13 protein-coding genes are annotated in these 18,042 nt (G+C 73.8%); 7 read left to right on the top strand and 6 right to left on the bottom strand.

Annotated elements, in window-relative coordinates; translation table 11 throughout:
• Window positions 1-35 precede the first annotated feature (35 nt).
• Entirely contained in the window at window positions 36-1,097 is a 1,062-nt protein-coding gene (locus tag ACYVLJ_RS35280; RefSeq protein ID WP_460441939.1) for a hypothetical protein, read from the top strand.
• 119 nt (window positions 1,098-1,216) lie between these two features.
• On the opposite strand, the gene ACYVLJ_RS35275 is transcribed toward ACYVLJ_RS35280, so the two are convergent.
• Complete coding sequence (locus tag ACYVLJ_RS35275) at window positions 1,217-2,728, bottom strand: FAD-dependent monooxygenase (protein ID WP_460441938.1); 1,512 nt, start codon at window positions 2,726-2,728, stop codon at window positions 1,217-1,219.
• Between the two features lie 312 nt (window positions 2,729-3,040).
• Between ACYVLJ_RS35275 and ACYVLJ_RS35270 the strand changes: the two genes are divergently transcribed.
• The 4 genes from ACYVLJ_RS35270 to ACYVLJ_RS35255 are packed head-to-tail and all read left to right on the top strand — an operon-like array spanning window position 3,041 to window position 7,378.
• Window positions 3,041-3,235, top strand: a complete 195-nt coding sequence (locus ACYVLJ_RS35270) for a mersacidin/lichenicidin family type 2 lantibiotic (protein ID WP_451976840.1) — start codon at window positions 3,041-3,043, stop codon at window positions 3,233-3,235.
• A 59-nt stretch (window positions 3,236-3,294) separates the two neighbouring features.
• Complete coding sequence (locus tag ACYVLJ_RS35265) at window positions 3,295-3,834, top strand: hypothetical protein (RefSeq protein WP_460441937.1); 540 nt, start codon at window positions 3,295-3,297, stop codon at window positions 3,832-3,834.
• The gene (locus ACYVLJ_RS35260; protein WP_460441936.1) at window positions 3,831-6,017 is read left to right on the top strand and encodes a peptidase domain-containing ABC transporter; all 2,187 of its coding nucleotides are present in this window, start codon (window positions 3,831-3,833) and stop codon (window positions 6,015-6,017) included. The genes ACYVLJ_RS35265 and ACYVLJ_RS35260 overlap by 4 nt, the downstream gene beginning before the upstream one ends.
• Window positions 6,014-7,378, top strand: a complete 1,365-nt coding sequence (locus ACYVLJ_RS35255; protein WP_460441935.1) for an FAD-binding oxidoreductase — start codon at window positions 6,014-6,016, stop codon at window positions 7,376-7,378. Before ACYVLJ_RS35260 ends, ACYVLJ_RS35255 begins: the two co-directional genes overlap by 4 nt.
• 12 nt (window positions 7,379-7,390) lie before the next feature.
• Here ACYVLJ_RS35255 and ACYVLJ_RS35250 read toward each other — a convergent pair whose 3' ends face one another.
• The 5 genes from ACYVLJ_RS35250 to ACYVLJ_RS35230 all read right to left on the bottom strand — a co-directional run bounded on the left by ACYVLJ_RS35250 (window position 7,391) and on the right by ACYVLJ_RS35230 (window position 16,205).
• Window positions 7,391-8,407 (bottom strand): LLM class flavin-dependent oxidoreductase, encoded by a 1,017-nt coding sequence (locus tag ACYVLJ_RS35250; protein WP_460441934.1) that lies wholly within the window; start codon window positions 8,405-8,407, stop codon window positions 7,391-7,393.
• A gap of 86 nt (window positions 8,408-8,493) precedes the next feature.
• Complete coding sequence (locus tag ACYVLJ_RS35245; protein ID WP_460441933.1) at window positions 8,494-11,595, bottom strand: type 2 lanthipeptide synthetase LanM family protein; 3,102 nt, start codon at window positions 11,593-11,595, stop codon at window positions 8,494-8,496.
• 2 nt (window positions 11,596-11,597) lie between these two features.
• Window positions 11,598-12,728: a hypothetical protein gene (locus ACYVLJ_RS35240; protein ID WP_451976854.1), complete on the bottom strand. Its 1,131-nt coding sequence runs from the start codon at window positions 12,726-12,728 to the stop codon at window positions 11,598-11,600.
• A complete protein-coding gene (locus tag ACYVLJ_RS35235) occupies window positions 12,697-14,586 on the bottom strand; it encodes an AfsR/SARP family transcriptional regulator (protein WP_460441932.1) in 1,890 nt (629 codons plus the stop codon). Before ACYVLJ_RS35235 ends, ACYVLJ_RS35240 begins: the two co-directional genes overlap by 32 nt.
• A 107-nt stretch (window positions 14,587-14,693) precedes the next feature.
• The gene (locus ACYVLJ_RS35230; RefSeq protein WP_460441931.1) at window positions 14,694-16,205 is read right to left on the bottom strand and encodes a M28 family peptidase; all 1,512 of its coding nucleotides are present in this window, start codon (window positions 16,203-16,205) and stop codon (window positions 14,694-14,696) included.
• A 571-nt stretch (window positions 16,206-16,776) separates the two neighbouring features.
• Between ACYVLJ_RS35230 and ACYVLJ_RS35225 the strand changes: the two genes are divergently transcribed.
• The gene (locus ACYVLJ_RS35225; RefSeq protein ID WP_460441930.1) at window positions 16,777-17,376 is read left to right on the top strand and encodes an Rv1733c family protein; all 600 of its coding nucleotides are present in this window, start codon (window positions 16,777-16,779) and stop codon (window positions 17,374-17,376) included.
• 39 nt (window positions 17,377-17,415) lie between these two features.
• The gene (locus tag ACYVLJ_RS35220; protein WP_460441929.1) at window positions 17,416-18,039 is read left to right on the top strand and encodes a DedA family protein; all 624 of its coding nucleotides are present in this window, start codon (window positions 17,416-17,418) and stop codon (window positions 18,037-18,039) included.
• Window positions 18,040-18,042: the final 3 nt, after the last annotated feature.

Here is an 18,042-nt window from a genome sequence, read left to right as displayed (position 1 = left end):
GGCCGAGCGCACGAACTGACTGGGGACGAAGAACCATGGACATCGCTTCCGGCGCGGACAGAGTCCGTGTCCACGAACCGGCGCCGCACCTGCCGTCGGGGGCCGAGCCGCTGTTCGCCGGGTACATCCGGCAGCTGACGAAGGCGACCGTCCTGCGTACCGCGCTCAGCGGCGCGCTCGTCGCCTTCGGCGTGCTTCTCGCGCTCACCGAAAAGCGCGGGAGCGGGCTGCCGTACTTCTACTTGACGGTCTTCGGCGCCAGTCTGGCGATGTGGTGCTACGTCCTGAGCCTGTACCAGCGGCTCCGGCGGCTCTTCGGCGAGCCCTACCACCGGCTGGACGTCGCTCCCGACGGGTTGCTCGTGAAGGGGTCGCGGGTGTCCGTTCGCTTGCCGGACGGGCGGTGGCTGCGGACCCGGCTCCACGACGGGCCGCGGGTGCAGCTGGCCGGCGAGCGCCGGGTGTGGGTGCTCGGCACCGGCCGGCGGGTGTTCGTCCGCCTGCCGGGCGCGATGTGGTTGCGGGCCGGGCGGATCGAGGACGCCCCCGTGGCGGGGGCGACGCTCGCGGAACCGGTCTCGCGCCGGCCGACGCCGCCGCGTCGTGACCCGGTGCTCGCCGCGCACCGGGCGTTCCAGATCCGGCGGACGCTCGGGTCCGCGGTGACGTTCCTGGTGCTGGGAGCGGCCGGTCTCGTCTTCGTGTCGACCGTGTCGTTCGACGCCGACAGCATCGCCGGTCCCGCCGCGGTGGGCGGCGCCGGCGGTGGCAGCGGGGTGTTCCTGCTGCTGGGACTGCTGATGCTCGTCGGCGTGCTGCGGATCCGGCGGCCGATCACCGAGGACACCTGGGTGGAACTGCGCGTCGCGCTCGACACGCAGTTCGTTCCGCGCACCCGGGGCGTGACCCGGCTGACCGGCTGGGCGCTGCACCCGGACGGCCGCCAGACGCGGTTCCGGCTGGTGGCCGACGTGTCGCTGGCGACGAACGTGGCGACGACCGGGCAGCTGTGGCTGGTGGGCTACCCGCGGCCGGGGAAACCGGCGAAGGCCGGGATTCCGGGCTATCCCTTCGTGGGCAGCTTCCGCCTGGCCTGAGGTCGTTGGTCCTGGCGGGTGTCACGGTGGTCGGCAACTCGTTCGGTGGCTGGGTCGCCGTGGGCGGCTGACCGCGGCGGGGCCCGGTGATCGGGCCCCGCCGGACACACCGGTCCACATCAGACGCGCGCGTCGCCGAACCAGCGCCGGGCGGCTCGTTCGAACGAGCCGCGGTCGGGCACGTGCTCTCCGGCCCAGGCGACGACCCCGTCGGGGCGGACCAGGACCGCGCCGAGGCCGAGGTCGTTCTCCGCGGTGCCCGCGGCGTACCGCAGCTCGCTTTCCCAAGCCGCAGCGGAATCGCGAAGGTGCCGGCCGGCGCTGAAGTCGAGGACGGCGCCCCGGCCGTCGCGCATCAGGTCGGCGAGGCTCGTGCCGTCGTCCAGCCGGAAGTCCGGCGCGACGCGGCCGACCAGCGGCCGGTCGTCGCCGAGGTCGTGGCGGGCCGCCATGCCGGAAAGCTTCTCGAACACGTAGGTCGTCCCGTTCCGGGTGCGGAGCAGGTCGCGCAGCACGCTCTGGACGGCCTGGGCGTGCGGATCCGGCCGCATCGACGCCACCTGGGCCCGCGTCCAGTCGAGCGCCCAGGCGCCGACCGGGTGGCGCTCGCGGGTGTAGGTGTCGAGCAGCCCGTCCGGGGCCCGCCCGCGCAGGGTCGCCGCGAGCTTCCAGCCCAGGTTGGCGGCGTCGCCGATGCCCGTGTTCAGTCCCTGCCCGCCGAGGGGCGAAACGATGTGCGCGGCGTCGCCCGCGAGCAGGACGCGGCCCCGCCGGTAGGTCGTCGCCTGCATCGCGCGGTCGGTGTAGCTCGAGGCGAGGTGGACCTCCGTCAGCGTCACGTCGGTACCGGAGACGCGCCGCAGCACTTCCTGGAGGTGCTCGCGGGTGACTTCCCGCGAGCGGTCGAACGCGCCGCCGTCGAAGTCCATCACGCCGATGTGCCCGTCCGCGGCCATCCGCAGGTACATGCCGCGCGGCGTCGGGGTGAACCCCGGGTTCAGCTTTTCGATGTCGGGAATGGTGGCGAGCGCGACGTACCCGGTGAACTGCGGCTCGGTGCCGGTGAACTCGAAGCCCGCGAGCCGGCGCACCGCACTCCGCCCGCCGTCGCAGCCGACGGCCCAGCGTGCCGGGTACGCCCGCGCGCCGGCGTGCACGACGACGCGCTCGTCGTCCTGGGTGAGGCCGTCCACGGCGACCCCGCGGCGGATCTCGACCCCGAGCTTGGCCGCCCGTTCGGACAGCGCCGCCTCGACCGTGTCGAGGCTGGTCATGACGGCGTCCGGCACCGAGCCGGGCAGCCGGTACGGCAGGGCGGCGAGGTCGACGTCGGCCGCGTCGAGCACGATCCCGGCGAAGTGCCCCGCGAAGCGCGGCTGTGCCGGGTCGTCGTCTTCGGCGGCGCCGAACGCGGGGCCGGCCTCGGCCAGCAGCGGCTCCAGCAGCCCGCGCCGGTGGAACGCCGCGACGGAAGCGGCGAACAGGCCGCGCCGCCCGAGCGGCGCCGTCCGCCACGGGGCGCCGGGCTCCGGCTCCCGCTCGAGAACCAGGACCGAGCAGCCCGCGAGGCCCAGTTCGCAGGCCAGGAACAGCCCGACGGGCCCGGCGCCCACGATCACCACGTCATGCATGAGAAATCCCCTTCCGCGGCCGGATTTCGGCGACCGGTCCAGGCTGCGGTGAGCCGCGCTCAGGACGCGCACACGGCGCTGGCACGGAGGTGTCGAGCGCGCACAGCGGCGCACACGCCGGGATCAGGGTCGCTACCTCCGCCGCGTTGCCGGCCGGGAGCCGGCACGGCTTCGGCCCGCCGATCAACCGGCCAAGCCCGGGGCACGCTGCCCACCGCTCACCCACCGGCTGCCGACCTCGGGCGGGCATCGTGCTGGTGGCAGGCGTGGCCGGCCACTCCGGCCGGCCCACCGTCACCGAGGAGAAAACACATGTCCGACAACGAAATCATCCGGTCCTGGAAGGACGAGGAGTTCCGCAACGGCCTCGGGCCCGCCCAGCGGTCCCTGCTGCCGGCGAACCCCGCCGGTCTGATGGAGCTCACCGACGAGGCGCTCGACGACCTCATCGCCGGCGCCGCGGCGCTCGACTCCTGCTGCTGGAGCAGCTGCAACGAAACGCAGTAACGACGGCTGCGGGCCCCGGCGGCGGAAGTGGCCGGGGCCCTGCTGAGGAGGGGAGGCCCATGGCCGAGAACCGGTCGATCTTCCGGGAACAGGCGCTCGAGTACCACCGCAACGGCCGGTGGACGGCGGTGCTGCCGCCGGCGGCCCGGCCCCGGGTCTTCCGGCGGCTGTGGCTCGCGCTGGGGGTGCTCGGGCTGCTGAGCGCCGTCGTCGCCGCGATCCCCGTTCCGACCTACGACACGGGGAGTGCGTTCGCCGTCGCAGGTCAGGACGTCGGACGGCCGGGCGAGCCGGTGGTGCTCGTCGTCGCGCTGCCGGGGGCCGATCTCCCCGGGCTGGCCGACGGGGCACCCGTGGTCCTCGAGCAGGGCGACGTCCGCGGCACCGTGGTGGAGCACGAGCCCGCCCCGCTCGCGCCCGCCGGGCTGTCGGCCCGGTTCGGGGTGCCCGCCGCCGGCCTGCCGGATCCGGCGGCGGTCGCCGTGGCGCGGGTCGACGCCGGCCCGGTGCGGGACGGCGACCGCCTGCCGGCGCGGGTCCGCGTCGGGTCCCGGAGCGTGCTGGCCGGGCTGCCGGTGGTCGGCGGGGTGTTCGGATGAGCGCCGGGTGGTGGCACGCGGTCGCCCGGTGGCTGGTCCGCGGGCGCAGGCTGCCGGTGCTCCTGCAGCTGAGCGCCACGGAGTGCGGCGCGGCGTGCCTCGCGATGATGCTCGGCTACCACGGCCGCGCCACGCAGGTCTCGGAGTGCCGGGAGTTCTTCGGCGCGGCGCGGGACGGGATCACCGCACGCGCGCTCGTCCAGGCGGCGCGGTCGTTCGGCCTGCGCACCAAGGTCTTCTCGCTCGACCTCCCCGCCCTGCCCCGGCTCGAGCTGCCGGTGATCGCGCACTGGTCGTTCAACCATTTCGTGATCATCGAGGCGAAGCTGCGGAAGGGCTACCGGATCGTCGACCCGGCCTTCGGCCGCCGGGTCGTCGGCGACGACGAGTTCGCCCGCGAGTTCACCGGCGTCGTGATCACGGTGGCGCCCGGGCCGGCCCTCGCCGGGCGGCGGCCGGGGCAGTCGGCGTGGTCGGTGTACCTGCGCCAGGTGCTGCGGATGCGCGGCTGGCGGCGGATGCTCGCCCAGGTCGTCGGCGCGTCCCTCGTCCTGCAGGCGACGGCGCTCGCGGTCCCCGCGCTCACCAAGGTGCTCGTCGACTACGTCATCCCGCTGCGCCTGACCGACGTGCTGGGCATCATCGCCGTCGGCGCGGTGCTCATCGTCCTGACCAACCTCGTGGCCGCCTACCTGCGCTCGGCGATGCTCATCTACCTGCAGGGGCGGTTCGACACGCAGATCATGCTCGGCCTGTTCGGCCACCTGCTGAGCCTGCCGTACACGTTCTTCGCGCAACGCACCAGCGGCGATCTCCTCCTGCGGCTGGGCAGTTCCGCGGCGATCCGGGAGATGCTCACCGGCCAGGCACTGTCGGCGGTGCTCGACGGCGGGTTCGTGCTGGTGTTCCTCGTGGTGCTGGCCACGCAGAGCTGGGTGTTCGGGCTGCTCGCGTTCGGGATCGGCGCCGTCCAGGTGGTGGTGCTGCTGGTCACGGCGCGGCCGCTGCGCGACCTGACCCAGCGCTACCTCGTGGCGCAGGCCGAGTCGCAGAGCTTCGGGGTGCAGCTGCTCAAGGGCATCGGCACGCTGAAGGCCAGCGGCGTCGAGGACCGGGTGCTGGACTTCTGGTCGAACCTGTTCCACCGGGAGCTGGGGTTTTCCCTGCGCCGCAACCAGTACGCGGCGGTCGTCGACACGATCCTGACGGCGTTGCGCACGCTGGCGCCGCTGCTGCTGCTCACCGTCGGCATGGTGAGCGTGGTCGACGGGACGATGCCGCTCGGCACGATGCTGGCACTGATCGCGATCGCCACGGCGTTCCTCACGCCGCTCGCGTCCCTGGTCACCACCGGGCAGCAGCTGCAGCTGGCCGGGGCGCACCTGCGCCGGATCGTCGACGTCATCGAGGCCGAGCCCGAACCGGTGGCCCCGGTCCCGGACGTGCGGCTGTCCGGCCGGCTGGAGCTGTCCGGCGTCACGTTCTCCTACGACCCGCACGGCCCGCGCGTCCTGCACGACGTGTCGTTCACCGCCGAACCGGGGGAGAAGATCGCCCTCGTCGGCCGAACCGGCGCCAGCAAGAGCACGCTGGCGCTGCTGCTGCTCGGCCTGTACCACCCGACCGGCGGCACCATCCGCTACGACGGGAAACCCCTGGCGGAACTGGGGATCGACGGGGTGCGCCGCCAGTTCGGCGTCGTGCTGCAGGAACCGTTCCTGTTCAACGGGTCCATCCGCGCGAACATCTCGATCGGCGACCCGGCCATGCCGCTGGAGAAGGTCGTCGAAGCCGCGACGCTCGCGGGCATCCACGACGAGATCGAGCGGATGCCGATGCGGTACGAGACGCTGCTCGGCGAGGGCGGCAGCGGCCTGTCCGGTGGGCAGCGGCAACGGCTGGCGCTGGCCAGGGCGCTGGCGACGACCCCGACGTTCCTGCTGCTCGACGAGGCGACCAGTCACCTCGACCTGGCGACGGAAGCCTTGGTGGACCACAACCTCAGCGCGCTGGCGTGCACCCGGATCGTCATCGCCCACCGGCTCAGCACCGTCCAGAACGCCGACCGGATCCTCGTGCTCGACCAGGGCCGGGTCGTCGAAGCCGGGCGCCACGAAGAACTCCTCGAGCTCGGCGGGCACTACGCCGGCCTCGTGCGGACCCAGCTGGAGCGCACCCCATGACCGATCAGGCCCTCACCGCGGACCTGCGCCGGCTGCTCACGGGCCGGGTGTCCGACGAGCCGGCGACGCTGGCGGCGTACGAGACCGACTACGGCCAGGTGGTCTACCGCCGGCCGGCGGTGGTGGTCCGCCCGGACGGCCCCGGCGACGTCGCGGCCACCCTGCGCTACGCGACGAAGCACGGCGTTCCCGTGTCGCCCCGGGGAACCGGCCATTCGCTGCGGGGACAGTCCACCAACGACGGTGGCATCGTCCTGGACGTCACCGGCCTGGACCACCTGACGATCGACCCCGGCGCCCGGCGGTTCCGCGCCGGCCCGGGTGCCCGGTGGCGCGCGGTCGTCGCCGAAGCGAGCCGGCACGGGCTCACGCCGCCGGTGCTGACCAGCTACCCGCACGTCACCGTCGGCGGCACCCATTCGGCCGGGAGCTGGGGCGAGTCGTCGTTCCGCTTCGGTGCCCAAGTGGACAACTGCACGGCACTCGACGTCGTGACCGGGGCCGGCGAGCGGGTGCGGTGTGATCCGGAAACCCACCCGGACCTGTTCGGGCACGTGCTCGCCGGGATGGGGCAGTTCGCGGTGATCACCGGGGTGGAGCACCGGCTCCGGGAGTACCGCCCGGTCGCCAGGACGTACCCGCTGCACTACGAGACGGCCGAGGAGATGCTCGGCGACCTGCGGCGCCTGGTGGCCCCCGGCACGCCGGTGACCAGCCTCGAGTCCACCATCGAGGCCGCGCCCGACGGCACCTGGCGCCACCGGGTGCTGGCCACGCTCGAGGTCGACGACGCCGCGACCGCGCCGTCGCGGTGCCCGGTGACCGGTCTGGTGGGCCGCCGGGAACCACCGGCCGACCAGCCGGCGGCGACGTTCCTGGCCCGCCCCCGGGCCGGTGAGGTGCCGCCCGTTCCGGGCGTCGCCCAGCCCTGGCTGGTGGCGTACCTGCCGTGGTCCCGGGCGCAGGCGTTCCTGACGGTGTGCCGGCGCCGCCTGCACGGCCTGCTCGCCGGAGCCGACGCCGTGGTGCTGTGGCCCGCCCGGCGAGCCGTGACGGCCACGCCGATGCTCCGCGTGCCGGACGGCGAAGCCGGGCTGATCATGGTCGGGCTCTTCCCCCGGGTGGCCGTCGCGAAGCTGCCGCCCGCGCTCGCGCTGCTGAGCCGGATCAGCGATCTGGCGCTGGAGCTGGGCGGAACCCGGCACCTGGCCACGTGGGTGCACCTCGACCTGCCCCGCTGGCGCCTGCACTTCGGCACCGAGTGGCCGAAGGTGAACGAGCTGAAGCACCGCTACGACCCGGCGGGGATCCTCAACCCCGGCTTCATCGAGTACGAACCGGACGGCGCCACCGCGGTGTGACGCCCGATTCCCCTACCCGGCAAGGACTTCGGCCGCCGGCGACCAGGCCCGCGCCAGCAGTTCGAAGCTCCGCAGCCGGGTGGCGACGTCGGCCGACTCGGTGAGCACCATCAGCTCGTCCGCCGCGGTCTGCTCCGCCAGCGCCGCCAGCCTGGCCGTCACCGTGTCCGGCGCGCCGGTGATCAGGTTGATCGGCAGCCGCCGGGCCTTGTCCAGGTGCGGGTGCGCCGCCGCGGCTTCCGGGGTGAGCAGCAGCAGCTCGGACCGGCCGGTCAGCATCTCCAGCACCCGGACCCGGTGCGGGGCCGCCAGCCAGGCGGCTTCGTCGTCGCTGTCCGCGGTGAGGACGTTGATCGTCACGATCGCGTACGGCTCGGCGAGGACGGCCGACGGCGTGAACGTCTCGCGGTAGAGCCGCAGCGCGGGCAGGGTGGCGCCGGTGCTGAAGTGGTGGGCGTAGGCGTAGGGCAGGCCGAGCCGGCCCGCGAGCCGGGCGCTGAAGTCGCTCGACCCGAGCAGCACGACGCCGGGCGAGGTGCGTGCTGCCGGGGTGGCGGCGAAGCGGTCCCAGATGCCTTCGCTCGTCCGCGGGTCGCCGAGCAGGCCCAGCAAGTCCTGCAGGTACCGGGGGAACTCCGCGTCGGTCAGGGCGGCCGGGGCGCGGCGCAGGGCCGACGCCGTCGCCGGGTCGGTACCGGGCGCCCGGCCGATGCCGAGGTCGATGCGCCCGGGGTGCAACGCCTCCAGCATCGCGAACTGCTCGGCGACCACGAGCGCGGGGTGGTTGGGCAGCATCACCCCGCCGGACCCGACGCGAATCCGCGACGTCGCGGCGGCCAGATGCGCGATCAGCACCGCGGGCGAAGTGCTGGCGACACTGCGCGAGTTGTGGTGCTCGGCCACCCAGAAGCGGTGGTAGCCGAGCTCGTCGGCGCGGCGGGCGACCTCGGTGGTGCCCCGCAGCGCGTCGGCGCTGCTGGCCCGGGTGCCGAGGAGGGCGAGGTCGAGCACGGACAGCGGGATGGCCATCGCGGGGCTCCTAGAGGCGGTGGGGTTCGAGGTCGGGCACGGATGGGGTGTGTGCCGGGGCGGCGGTGCCGGCCATCGCGGGACTCCTAAGGGCGAGGAGGGTCGAGGCTGAGCACGGACGGGACGTGCCCCGGGTCGGCGGCGCGCAGCAGGCCGTAACCGATACCCGCGAGCCCCGTCATCAGCCCGGGTGTCTCCGCGCCGGTCGGGACGCCGCAGCGCCAGCCGTGCCGGTCGATGTCCGCGAGGACGGCGGCGCCGCGGTCGGCCGCGTCGGGGTGCCCGGCCGCCAGCAGGAGGTCGAGACTGCCGAAGTCGCCGTGGCACAGGCTGTGGCTGGCGCCGAAGCCGGTGGCGAGCGCCGTCGTCGTCGCGGCGGCGATCTCCGCGGTCACCTCCGGGCCGGTGGTGCCGGGCAGCGCCAGCCGGCCGAGGCCGATCCCGACGGCGCCGTGGCACCACGCGGTCATGCACGCCGACGGGGCGGCCTCGGCCCGCAGGTCCGGCCAGTTTCCCCGCTCCGGCTGGAAAAGCGTGCGCTCGTAGGCCAGCGCGCGGTCCGCCGCGTCGGCGAACCGGCGCTGCCCGGTCAGCTCGGCGGCGATCGCGAGGGCCCAGCCGATGCCGGCCGCGCCGTGGGCGAACCCGGTCAGCGGCCGGTCCGCCAGCGGCGTCCGCCACCCCAGCGCGCCGGCCGCCTGGGGGAGGGCGGTGGCCAGCAGGTGGTCACCGCAGCGCCCGACGGCGGCGAGGAGTGCCGGGTCCGGGCGGTGCCGGTGCAACGCGGCCAGCGCGCCGACGCAGCCGGCCGCCCCGCCCAGCACGTCCAGCTGGACGTCGTCACCGACCAGCCCGGTCACCCCGGCCGCCAGGTCCACGGCTTCGTCGAGCAGCTCCGGCCGGTCCCACAGGACGCCGAGGTGCGTGAGCAGGTGGATGGGGCTGCCCAGCCCGGAGAACGCGCCGAGCTGAGTGGTGTGCGCGCTGCCCCGGGCGGTCAGCCGCCGCACGGTCGACAGCCCGCCCTCGGCCAGCGCGGTGTACCGGTTTTCGCCGGTGGCCCGGCCGAGGTAGGCGAGGAACAAGGCGATGCCCGAGACGCCGCCGTACAGGTCTACGTCGAGTGCGGTCAGGTCCCAGTACTGCTCCTGGAACGCGGTGAGGCCGAGCCAGTACAGGTCGTCGCCGCGCCGCACGGCGAGCTTCTCCAGCCGGTTGCCGACGGCTTTCGCCGCGGCCAGGTAGTCGGCCGCGCCGGCGATGCCGGGCACGAGCTGACCGCCGTAGGTCGCGGGAGCGGCGGTCCCGTCGCCCATGGCGAGCGAGGTGAGCGAGCCGCGGACGATCCAGGTCTGCCAGTCGAGATCGGCGTCGGAGAGCCGCTCGATGCGCTCGCGGGCCACCTCCATGCTCGGGCGCTCCAGGAAGCCGGGCACCCGCTCGCCCGTGCTGGTCCAGACGTCGACCGAGTCCGGCCGGGTCGAGAACACCGGCACGTCGCCGCGCCAGAGGTCGGCGCGCTCGGCGGCGATCACCCTGGTGAGGTAGGGGAAATCGCCGACCGACACCCACAGCTTGTCGAAGAACCGGTCCCGGTCGAGGCCGTCGCGCAGGACGTCGGGGTGGAAGCTCTCGCGCAGCAGCAGGCTGTAGATGTGGGTGGGGCGCACGATGACCCGGATTTCGTCGGCCGCGAACCGCGCCAGCGGGCCGTCGCCGGCGAGCAGCTCCGCGCGGTGCTCCTGGAGGCCCCGGTAGGTGTCCCGGAACCCGTCGATCAGGTCGTCGGCGTAGTCGAGCACGTCGATTTCGCCGTCGAGCAACGCGGGCCGGTTGTGCCCGTCGGAGGTCGTCATGCGCTTGCGGTCACTGCGCATCCGGTCGGTCCCGGTGTCGGCCCAGTACTGCGAAGCGCGCGGCGAAAGCTGGTTCTCCTGGTAGCCGAGCCCGGACATGTCCACGCCGGGGGCGCCGGTGTGGCCCCAGGACCGCTGCGGCAGCAGGCCGACCCGCAGCACCGAGTCCAGCGACGCCGTCGGCCCGCCGAGCGGGACCGCCGACTGGACCGCCATGTTGGGCTGGAACAACGACTCGAGGTCGACGACCACCGGGTGCTCGCCCGCGGCGACGAGGTTCTCGTAGTGCATGTCCGTGCCGCCGAGCCCGTACATCAGCGCCAGGTGCGCGCCCAGCCTGCGGTAGAACCGCGCCACCTCGTCCTTCGTCCGGCACTCGGTCCGCGCGCAGAACTCGGTCCAGCCGTACTCGCCCCGGTCCAGCACCGCGAGCGTCCGCAGGTCCAGCCCGGGCACCTTGGTACCGAGCCACCGGAGCAGCTGCTGGAAGTGCACGTCCACCGCGAGCGACTTCGGCTTGTACGCCAGCCGGAGCCCGCCGGTGAACCCCGCGACCAGCACCGCGCGGCCGCCGCGGTGCCGATCGCCCAGGTTGGCGTCCATAGTGGACAGAAAGCCGGGATCGTCGTCCGGGGCGAAGGTCCGCCGGATGTCCGCCCAGTCCTCGGTGAGCCGGCGCAGGAACTCGACGTGCACCGCGGTCTGCTGCCGCACGTGCTCGGCCAGGAGCCGCCCGAGCAGCGGGTACTCGGCGAACAACGCCCCGACGGTGGCCGGCTCGCGCAGGCGCCGCACGAAGCTGAGGTACCGCTCTCGTGGCGTTTCCCCGCCGGTCTCCCCGCGCAGGCGCGCCACGTTCAGCTCCAGCGCCAGCGTCCGCTCGACCATCCCCGGCAGGGTCGGCACCACCTGCGCGCGCACCAGGTCCGCGGCACGGGCGGGATCGACCGGACCGCCCGAGGCGGCCAGCTCGCCCGCGACCGCCGTCACTTCGGCACAAGCGCGCCGCACCAGGGGTTCGGCCAGGACGAGGAACCCGTCCGCCCCGTCGCCGGGGGGCACCGGCTCGGCGAACGCGGCGACGTCGGCCAGCCAGGCGGGCCGGGCCAGCCGGGCCCGCAGCGCGGCGTCGTCCTCGCCGAGCACGGCGGCGAGGTCCGCCTCGGTGATCCCGTCCGCCGCGAGCCGGGTGGCGAGCCGGCCGTCCTCGTCGAACGGCCGCTGCCGCCGCCACCGCGCCAGCCGCCGGTCTCCGCGCGCCGGGTCCGCCGGCGCCCCGGCGGGCAGCCGTTCGGCCAGCGACAACCCGCGGTACCACGTGTCGGTCTGCACGGTCAGGCTCCTGGTTCGTCGGGGGAGGGGGTGAGCCGGGCCCGGCCGGTGGCCGGGTCGAAGGTCAGCCAGTCGTGGGTCAGCTCGAGGTACGCCTTGGCTTCCACCGGGCGCCCGGGCTCGAAGACCACCTTGATGTGCACGAGCTTGCGCACCAGCACGCTGAGCACGTTCGGGCCGTGCCGGTCGGACGCGGCGCGCAGGCCGGCCGGCCAGCTCTCCTCGTCGACGCGCTCGTGGTCGAACCCGATGCAGGCCAGCAGCGGATCGCGCTTGTGCCGGGCGCACAGCCCGTCCTCGACGAGCCGGTCCAGGAACGGCCGCCACCGGGCCGCGCTGTCGTGCAGGCTCCGGCGGGCTTCGAGGTTGTACTCGATCCCGAGCCGTGGCCGCACCGACGTGCCGACGTCCAGCGCCAGGGTGGCGAGCGGGGTGAACCCGTCGAGGCCGCGGCGGATCGCGCGCAGCTGCGCGGCCGAGCCGGTCCAGCCGATGCGGTCCAGGTAGGCCGGTACTTCGTCGGCCCGCAGGTCGGCCACGCAGACCCGGACCGCGTCGCCCGGCCGGCCGGACATCACGCCGAGCGAGAGCCAGCGAGCCGCGGCCGGCAACTCGCCGACGCAGGTGGCGATCGTCGTGAGCACCGCGGGCGCGACGGATCCCTGGCGCAGCACCGCGAGCGCCGCACCCGCGGCCGCGGCCGGATCGACGGTGCCCGCGACGGCCGGGTCCACGTCGGCGAAGAACGACGGCGCGGGCAGCGCGCTCCCGGTGTGCGGCCGGGGCAGGTCGAACTCGAGCCACGACTGGGCGAACGCGGCGAGCGGCGAGCCCGGCGCGGCCCAGCGGCGGCCGAAATCCCGCAGCCGGGCCCAGGTTTTCGGGGCGGCGGCGGTGGTACCGCGGTCCGCGGCCGTCAACGCGCCCGCCTCGGACCGGAGGATGCGGATGAGGAAGTCGGCCCGCGGGCCTTCGGCGCCGAGGTGGCACTCCACCATGCACGCGGCGGGCGGGAACGCGGCCGCCCCCGTGGCGATGCGGTCGGCCGCCGTCGGCGACAACAGCACGGGCGCGATTCTCGGCAGCGTCACCCGCAGGTGGTCACGCAGGGACGGAACGGCTGTCGTGGTCATGGTTTCTCCGTGGCTGAGCGGCTTCGGCGGCCGCGGTCCCACGCTGCGGCACGCGGGTCGCCGGATGGTGGGCAACCGGTGGGAACGGCTCTTCGGCGTCGGCCAGCGTCGCGGCGTAGTCGCGAAGCAGGCTGTGCATGACGTACCGGCCGTGCCCGCCGGCCTCGATCAGGTGCTCACCCGCGAGCACGTCGAGGGTGCGCCGGGCCGCGCAGGCGCCGCCGCCGGTCAGTGCGGCCAGCGTCTCGGCGTCGAGTTCGGGGTGCCGCGCGGCCAGGCGGAACGCGCGGGCCGCGGCCGGCGGGAGACGGCGGTACGACCAGGAGAACGCCGCCCGCACGCCCGCCCGCGGATCGCCGCCGGCCGCCAGGTGGTCCAGGCGCAGCCGCTCGTCGTCGAGGGCGCCGGCCAGCTCGGCGAGCTTCTCGTCCGGGTGGGCGGTGGCGAGCTCGGCGGCGACCCGCAGGGCGAGCGGCAGCCGCGCGCAGTGCGCGGCGAGGGCCGCCGCGGCCGGGGGATCCTCGTCGACGCGCTCGCCGATCAGGGTGCGCAGCAACGTCCTCGCGTCTTCGGCGGGCAGCGGGGTCAGTTCGAGCCGGCGTGCGCCGTGCAGGACGACCAGGCCCGGCAGGGTGTTCCGGCTCGTCACCACAACGGCGCACGACGACGTGCCGGGCAGCAGCGGGCCGACCTGCTCGACCGAGGCCGCGTTGTCGAGGACGACCAGCAGCCGCCGGCCCGCGACCTCGGTGCGGAAGCGGGCGGCCCGGCCGTCCGCGTCGCCGGGGAGGTCCGCGCCGGAAACCCCCAGCGCGGTCAGGAATCCGCCCAGGGCGGCCGACGCCGGCAACGGCGGGCCGGGGTCGTAGCCACGCAGGTTCACGTACAGCTGGCCGTCCGGGAACCGGTCGCGCACCGAGTGCGCCCAGCGGAGGGTGAACGCGGTCTTCCCGACGCCCGCGGTGCCGAGCACGGCGACGATCGGCACGGCCGCCGACCGGGGTGTGGTGAGCAGCCGCGTGAGCTTCGCCAGTTCGGCGTCGCGCGCGGTGAAGGCCGCGACCTCCGCGGGCAGCTGAGCGGGCACCGGCCGCGCCCTCGTGCGGGCCGCGGGCCGCGGCGCCGGTTCCGGGGTGCCGGCCAGCACGACGCGGTGCGCCTGCCGGAGCGTCGCGCCCGGCTCGACCCCGAGCTGCTCCACCAGGTTGCGCCGGATCCGCTGGTACACCGCGAGTGCGTCGCTCTGGCGCCCGGCGCCGTGCAGGGCCAGCATCAGCTGGGCCCACAGGCGTTCCCGCAGCGGGTGCTGCCGGACGAGCGCCTGCAGTTCGGCGGCGAGCTCGGCGCAGCGCCCGAGCCGCAGGTCGAGGTCGACGCGCTCCTCGAGCACCGAAAGCCGGCGCTCGTCCAGCCGGGCCGCCTCCGCCCGGCAGGCGGCCGAGTCCAGCCCGTCGAGCGCGGGCCCGCGCCAGCACGCCAGGGCCTCGCGCAGCGCGGCGGCCTGTACGGACGGGTTGTCGGGCACGTTCCCCGCCGCCTCGGCCAGCTCGTCGAACCGGTCGAGGTCGCGTTCGCCGGGCCGCACCTCCAGGAGGTAGCCGGGCGGCCGGGTCAGCAGCCGGTCGGTGCGCCCGACCCGCAAGGCCTTGCGCAGCCCGGCGATGCACCCCTTCAGCAGCCGCCGCGCCGAGTCCGGCGGCCGCTCGCCCCACAGGTGGTCGATCAGCCGGTCGGCCGAGACCACGGCGTTCGCGTTCAGCAGCAGCACCGCGAACAACGCCCGCTGCTGGGGCCCGCCGAGGCTCAGCCGCTCGTCGCCGTCCCACACCTCCAGGGGCCCCAGCATGCCGAACCTCATACCGGGACCTCCCTCGAGCCGCGTCACCCCGGTTCACCGAACCGGAACCACGCTCTCAAAGGCGGTCGACAATCCGTCGACAGTTCGTCGACACCCGGAAGCCCGGGCTACCGGACCGCGGCGCCCGGTGCCGCCTGCGCCGCCAACGCGGGCTTGGGGGCTGGCTTGCCGCCCGAGGACAGCACGGTCGTGTCGAAGGCCATGTCGACCACCATGGTGGCGAAGCCGCGGGATACGAAGGTCATGACCTTGGGATCGTTGTTGGCGAGGTTGTCGCACCAGCGGAAGGGGTTGTCGACGCAGCCGCCGTCGGTGCCGGGGACGGTTCCTTCGAAGTTGCCCGTGAACCCGCCGAACAGGTCGACGTCGGACTGGAGCTTGCAGCAGTCCTGTCCGGTCAGCACTCCGCTCGCGGGGATCCCGGCCTGGTTGAAGGAGAACGCGTCGGTGCCGACGGGGGAGAACAGGATGTTCTTCTTCCCGATGGAGGTGAAGTAGCCGATGCCCTGGTCCCTGGCGACCTTCGACGGTTCGTACACCTGCGGTGGGAACTGTGTCGAGACGGTGCGGGAGAACAGGTCGACGCCGGCCGGGTCGAGGACGCCGACGACGTAGTTGGGGGTCGCGGTCACGTCGGCGTCGAGGTCGTAGCCGATCTTGGACAGCTCGGCGGGGCTGAGGTTGTTGACGTAGAAGGCCGAGCCGAGCAGGCCGAGCTCCTCGCCGCCGAACCAGATGAACCGCAGTTTGTTGCGCGGCTTGACCTTGTGCATCATCTGGGCGATGTCGAGGATCGTCGCGGAGCCGGAGCCGTTGTCCAGCATGCCGGCGCCGTAGATGGCGTCGAGGTGCGCGTCGACGACCACGACGTGGTTCGGGTCGCCGCCCTTCGATTCGGCGATGACGTTGTAGTCGTCGGCGTTGGGGTTGACGACCGCTTGGACGGCGAGGGTGAGCGTCGGTGGAGCCGTCCCGCCCTGGACGGCCGCGGTGTACTGGCCGAGCAGGTCCTGGCCGGTGGCGAACGAGGTGAACGAGACGGGGATCGTCGGGACGATCCGGTTGCCGGCGGCGTCGGTCAGACTGCCGTTGAGCACGGCCGTCCGTCCCGGGTTGCCTTCGTTGAAGATGACGACGCCGGTCGCGCCGGCGGCCTGGGCGTTCTGGACCTTGACGCCGAAGGGGCAGGTGCCGCGCTGGATCAGGGCGATGCGGCCCGGGACGAACCCGGTGAAGTCGGCCGCCGTGCAGCCGCTGGCGGAGCTGGGTGCCGGTGTCGGCGGGACGACGATGCCGCCCGCGGGCTGCAGGGCGGCGGTGGTGGACCCGGTGGCCTGGCCGGGGTTCCAGTCGGTGACGACGGTGTAGTCGTGTGCCGTCGGCGACACTTCCCTGAACACGGGTAATGCCGTGTAGGCGAAGTAGAAGAACTTGTAGGTTTGGATCGTGACGTCGTAACCGGCTTGGCGCATCGTCCGCGCGACGTAGTCCGCCGATGCCTTGTAGCCCGGTTCGCCGGAATTGCGCGACGGGTGGCCGTCCGGACCCGGGTGGGCGTTGGCGATCGCCTGGAAAACCCGCATGTGGTGCCAGAGATCGTCGGTTCTGATGCAGGGCACCAGTTTGCTCGCCGTATTGTTGACCCGGTCGACGCAGCCGACCGGACCCCCACCCCCCTCCGGCGCGGCAGCGGCCTGCGCCGTCGTGAACCCGGCGACGAGCGCGGCAACCGCGGCCACAACGCCGATCCGACCCGATGAACCCCGCAGAAAACCGGACATTCGGCAGCTCCCATCGTAAGCGATCACATTCGCCAACCCCGACCGAACCTGCCCACCGTCCCACACTTCGGACCAGGTGACCAGATGCACAATTCGTGACGAATAGTCACTTCATGGATCCGTGGTGCGAGACATCGATTTCGGATCTTTCCGTGAGATCAAATAACGGAATCGGCGGGATAATTGTTGCCGCGGGTGGACTGCGCGCGCGGCACTGTCCACTTTGGCCCGGAGAGGTCGGTGCAAGAGAACGCTTCCTCCTCGCCGGTGGGTCCGTGCGTACCGGGCCTTGGCGACGCCCACGGTGCAGGCGGTCTGGCGGCGGTTCTCGGCAAGCGTCTGCCAGCGCCGGGCAAGCGCGCGGTTAACGACGCTGCGCGGTCCGGGTGTGGCGGCGCACCCTGGGGTCATGGGTACCTCGCGAAGGTCGAACGCCGTTGGGCGGCGCGTCCGGCTGCTCAAGCCGGTGTTCGCGCGATCCGCGCGCGGGTCCGACCGGCTGGAAGGCCTGCTCATTCTCGCGGTGGGCCTGCTCGCCGTCGTCTCGGTCGCGATCGTCTGCGTGCACGTCGTGGCCGACCACGACCGGCTGGCCGCCTCCGTCGCGGCGGACGCGCGGGCCCGGCACCAGGTGGTCGCGACCTTGCGGCCGGACCTCCCGGTGCCGGCCGGTGCCGAGCCGGCGGGCGGCGAACTCACGCCGGTGACGGCCACCTGGCCCGCGCCGCACGGCCAGGTCCGGCGAGGCGTCGTCGAAGTCGGCGCGGGCCCGGCGCTGCCGCAGCACGTCCAGGTGTGGGTCGACCAGGCGGGCGCGCAGGTGGCGCCCCCGCTCACCGGCGCCGAGGCGTTCACCACGGCGATCCTCGGCGGGGTCGTCTGGGAGAGCGTCGCGCTCCTCGTGCTCGGCGGGGTCTACCTGCTGTTTCGCCGCGGGCTCGACAGGCATCGAGCCCGCCTGTGGGACCGCGAGTGCGAGCGAGGCGGGTGGCAGCCAAAAACGACATAGGTGTAGAACTACTACATCGATGTCGAAGAAAGGTGGCCCATGAACCCGTTGAGCGCGACGTCGTGGCTGGCCAGCCTCGGCACGGCGGGGGTCTTCCTCGTCCTGTTCGCCGAGACCGGCCTGCTGATCGGGTTCTTCCTGCCCGGCGACTCCCTGCTGTTCACCGCGGGCCTGTTCTGCACGACCAGCGCCACCGCGACCGTGCACCTTTCCCTCCCGGCCGTGCTCGTCGCGGCCGTCGGCGGAGCCCTGCTCGGCGCGCAGACCGGGTTCCTGCTCGGCAGGCGCGGCGGACGCGCGCTGCTCGCCAAATCACGCAATCCGCACCTGCACCGCGGCATGGCGCGAGCGGAAGAGCTCTTCGGCAAGTACGGGCACGCCAAGGCCATCGTCCTGGCGCGGTTCGTCCCGGTCGTGCGGACGGTGCTGAACCCGCTCGCCGGCATCCTCGCGGTGCCCGCGCGGACGTTCACGATCTGGCAGGTCCTGGGCGGGCTCCTGTGGGCGGTCGGCGTCACCCTCGCCGGCTACGTCCTCGGCTCCAGCATTCCCGGCATCGACCAGTACCTGCTGCCGATCATCGCGCTCGTCGTCATCGTCTCGCTCATTCCGCTCGCGCTCGAACTCCGCCGCAGCCGTCGTGAAACGCGCGACCGCCCTTAGCCG

It is taken from the genome of Amycolatopsis stemonae (assembly GCF_054781455.1).
The sequence above is the reverse complement of the archived record's forward strand: the minus strand, read 5'-3'. Positions and strand labels throughout refer to the sequence as shown.

Coding starts and splice junctions, on each gene's coding strand:
- ACYVLJ_RS35280 (WP_460441939.1), top strand. CDS start 36: ATGGACATCGCTTCCGGCGCGGACAGAGTCCGTGTCCACGAACCGGCG.
- ACYVLJ_RS35275 (WP_460441938.1), bottom strand. CDS start 2,728: ATGCATGACGTGGTGATCGTGGGCGCCGGGCCCGTCGGGCTGTTCCTG.
- ACYVLJ_RS35270 (WP_451976840.1), top strand. CDS start 3,041: ATGTCCGACAACGAAATCATCCGGTCCTGGAAGGACGAGGAGTTCCGC.
- ACYVLJ_RS35265 (WP_460441937.1), top strand. CDS start 3,295: ATGGCCGAGAACCGGTCGATCTTCCGGGAACAGGCGCTCGAGTACCAC.
- ACYVLJ_RS35260 (WP_460441936.1), top strand. CDS start 3,831: ATGAGCGCCGGGTGGTGGCACGCGGTCGCCCGGTGGCTGGTCCGCGGG.
- ACYVLJ_RS35255 (WP_460441935.1), top strand. CDS start 6,014: ATGACCGATCAGGCCCTCACCGCGGACCTGCGCCGGCTGCTCACGGGC.
- ACYVLJ_RS35250 (WP_460441934.1), bottom strand. CDS start 8,407: ATGGCCATCCCGCTGTCCGTGCTCGACCTCGCCCTCCTCGGCACCCGG.
- ACYVLJ_RS35240 (WP_451976854.1), bottom strand. CDS start 12,728: ATGACCACGACAGCCGTTCCGTCCCTGCGTGACCACCTGCGGGTGACG.
- ACYVLJ_RS35235 (WP_460441932.1), bottom strand. CDS start 14,586: ATGAGGTTCGGCATGCTGGGGCCCCTGGAGGTGTGGGACGGCGACGAG.
- ACYVLJ_RS35225 (WP_460441930.1), top strand. CDS start 16,777: ATGGGTACCTCGCGAAGGTCGAACGCCGTTGGGCGGCGCGTCCGGCTG.
- ACYVLJ_RS35220 (WP_460441929.1), top strand. CDS start 17,416: ATGAACCCGTTGAGCGCGACGTCGTGGCTGGCCAGCCTCGGCACGGCG.